3 protein-coding genes and 1 pseudogene are annotated in these 3,009 nt (G+C 74.2%); 3 read left to right on the forward strand and 1 reads right to left on the reverse strand.

Features of this window, described 5'->3' with window-relative positions:
• The 3 genes and pseudogenes from V7793_RS35835 to V7793_RS35845 form a co-directional block, all read left to right on the forward strand.
• Positions 1–134 (forward strand): annotated as a pseudogene (locus V7793_RS35835) (magnesium-chelatase subunit D); the annotation flags it as partial.
• Complete coding sequence (gene cobO / locus V7793_RS35840; protein WP_168093108.1) at positions 134–742, forward strand: cob(I)yrinic acid a,c-diamide adenosyltransferase; 609 nt, start codon at positions 134–136, stop codon at positions 740–742. The pseudogene V7793_RS35835 and the gene cobO, both read left to right, overlap by 1 nt.
• Positions 736–2,169: a cobyrinate a,c-diamide synthase gene (locus V7793_RS35845; protein WP_443058076.1), complete on the forward strand. Its 1,434-nt coding sequence runs from the start codon at positions 736–738 to the stop codon at positions 2,167–2,169. The genes cobO and V7793_RS35845 overlap by 7 nt, the downstream gene beginning before the upstream one ends.
• Here V7793_RS35845 and V7793_RS35850 read toward each other — a convergent pair.
• A complete protein-coding gene (locus V7793_RS35850; protein WP_443058077.1) occupies positions 2,163–2,870 on the reverse strand; it encodes a ZIP family metal transporter in 708 nt (235 codons plus the stop codon). The two genes, V7793_RS35845 and V7793_RS35850, sit on opposite strands and share 7 nt — an antisense overlap.
• Positions 2,871–3,009 lie beyond the last annotated feature (139 nt).

Below are 3,009 nucleotides of genomic sequence, written 5' to 3' on the forward strand. Positions count from 1 at the left end.
TGCGGCTCGGGCTCGCCGCCGAGCTGGGCCGGGAGCTGCGCGGCCCGGTCGTGACACTGGACGAGCTGCGCGCGGACAGCGTCTCCGCGCTCGTACGCACCGTACGGACCGCACACACCAGGAAGGCCGCGTAATGCCCCAGGGACAGCCGACCGTCGTTCCCGACGACGGACTCACCACGCGTCAGCGCCGCAACCGGCCGCTGGTCTTCGTCCACACCGGCCTCGGCAAGGGCAAGTCCACGGCGGCCTTCGGCCTGGCGCTGCGGGCGTGGAACCAGGGCTGGCCGGTCGGGGTGTTCCAGTTCGTGAAGTCGGCGAAGTGGAAGGTCGGCGAGGAGAACGCGCTGCGGGTGCTCGGTGCGTCGGGCGAGGGCGGCACGGTCGCCTGGCACAAGATGGGCGAGGGCTGGTCGTGGATCCAGCGCGACCCCAAGGACGGCGAGCAGAGCAACGAGGACAAGGCGCGCGAGGGCTGGGAGCAGGTCAAGCGCGACCTGGCTGCCGAGGCGTACAAGCTCTACGTGCTGGACGAGTTCGCCTACCCCCTGCACTGGGGGTGGATCGACACGGACGAGGTGATCGAGGTGCTGCGCAACCGCCCCGGCACCCAGCACGTGGTGATCACGGGCCGCAACGCCCCGCAGGCGCTCGTCGACTTCGCCGACCTGGTCACGGACATGTCGAAGGTCAAGCACCCGATGGACACCGGGCAGAAGGGCCAGCGGGGCATCGAGTGGTGAGCACGCACATCCCCCGCCTGGTCATCGCCGCCCCTGCCTCCGGCAGCGGCAAGACCACGGTGGCCACCGGCCTGATGCGGGCCTTCGCGGACGCGGGGCTCGCCGTGTCGCCGCACAAGGTCGGCCCGGACTACATCGACCCGGGCTACCACGCGCTCGCGACGGGCCGTCCCGGCCGCAACCTGGACGCGTACATGTGCGGCCCGGACCGGGTCGCCCCGCTGTTCCTGCACGGGGCCGCGGGCTGCGACGTCGCGGTCGTCGAGGGCGTGATGGGGCTCTACGACGGGGCGAGCGGGCAGGGCGAGCTGGCGTCGACGGCACATGTGGCCAAGCTGCTCAAGGCCCCGGTCGTCCTGGTCGTCGACGCGTCGTCGCAGTCGCGGTCGGTGGCCGCGCTGGTGCACGGTTTCGCGTCCTGGGACCCGGAGGTGCGGGTCGCGGGCGTCATCCTCAACAAGGTCGGCTCGGACCGGCACGAGGCGCTCCTGCGCGAAGCGCTGACGGAGTCGGGCGTGCCGGTCCTGGGCGCGGTACGCCGCGCCGAGCAGGTCCACACGCCCTCGCGTCACCTGGGCCTGGTCCCGGTCGCCGAACGCAGCACGGAAGCGACGGACGCGGTGGCGGCCCAGGCCGCGAGGGTCAGGGAGGGCTGCGACCTGGAGGGGCTGCTGGCGTTGGCGCGCAGCGCGCCTCCGCTGGTGGACGAGCCGTGGGCTCCCCATGGTTTGCGGGCAGGCGCCCCGGCTTCCCACCCCGTCCCTGCCCACAAAACGGCCACCGGGCCGCACCCGGAGAGCAGGCCGGTGATCGCCGTGGCCGGCGGCCCGGCGTTCACGTTCTCCTACGCGGAGCACACCGAGCTGCTGCGGGCGGCCGGCGCGGAGGTCGTCACCTTCGACCCCCTCCGCGACGAGGCCCTCCCGGAAGGCACCGCCGCCCTCGTCATAGGCGGCGGATTCCCCGAGGTCTACGCCCCGGAGCTCTCCGCGAACGAACCCCTCCGCAAAGAGGTCGCCGCCCTCGCGGCAACCGGCGCCCCGGTCGTCGCGGAGTGCGCGGGCCTGCTCTACCTTTCGCGTTCGCTGGACGGCAGGCCCATGTGCGGCGTGCTCCCCGCGGACGCCCGCATGTCCGGCCGTCTCACCCTCGGCTACCGCGAGGCGGTGGCCATCGCGGACAACGTGCTGGCGCAGGCGGGCACCCGCGTCCGGGGGCACGAGTTCCACCGCACGGTGACCGAGCCGGGCGCGGGCGGGACCCCCGCCTGGGGGTTCACTCACCCGGAGCGCCGCACGGAGGGCTTCGTGCGCGACGGGGTGCACGCCTCGTACCTCCACGTGCACTGGGCGGGCGCCCCGGGCACGGCCGCCCGCCTGGTGGCGGCGGCGGCAGCGACCGCGGGCGGTGCCGGCGGGCGTCAGTGAGCGAGGCCCACGACCAGCCAGATGAAGCCCGCCCCGGCCGCCGTGCAGGCGAGCGTGGAGACGGCCGGGTGGGTGTGGTGGGCCTCGGGGAGGATGTCGGACGTGGCCAGGTAGAGCAGGACGCCGCCGAAGAACCCGAGGTAGACGCCGAGGAATCCGGCCGGAAGGGTGAACAGCAGGGTGGACGCCGCGCCGATGAGGGGGGCGACGGCGTCCGCGGCGAGCATCAGGAGGGCGCGGCGCCGGTCGTTCCCGTACAGGTCGGTGATCGTGTACGTGTTGAAGCCGTCCGCGAAGTCGTGCGCGATGACGGCCACGGCGACGGCGACCGCCACGCCGTGGCCGACCTGGAAGGCCGCGCCGATGGCGACGCCGTCCATGGCGCTGTGACCGACGAGGGCGGCGGCCGCGGTGAGGCCGACCTGCGGGGTGCGGTCGGCGGCGCTGACGCCGTGGGCGGCCTTGCGGACGGCGAGGAGCCGCTCGACCGCGTGGGCGGCGAGGAAGCCGGCGACGAAGCACAGCAGGGCGGCCGGCACCCCGAAGACGTCCCGGCCGGCGGCCTCCAGGGCCTCGGGCAGCAGGTCGAGGCCGACGACGCCGAGCATCAGCCCGCCCGCGAACCCCAGGACGAGATGTCTGCGGTCGGTGATGCGGTGCGCGGCCCAGCCGCCGAGCAGCGTCATCAGGAACGCGCCCATGGCGATCACGACCGGCACGGTTCCACCCTTCTCGCGGCTGCAGTATCCCCTGCGGCTCCGGCCCTCGCACCTGTACCCGCCGCGGCACCCGCCGTGTATGTGGGGGTGGGCGCCCGGCGCGGCGTGGCGGCCGCGGAGG

The organism is Streptomyces sp. KLMMK, assembly GCF_036961605.1.
Classification (GTDB): Bacteria; Actinomycetota; Actinomycetes; order Streptomycetales; family Streptomycetaceae; genus Streptomyces; species Streptomyces telluris.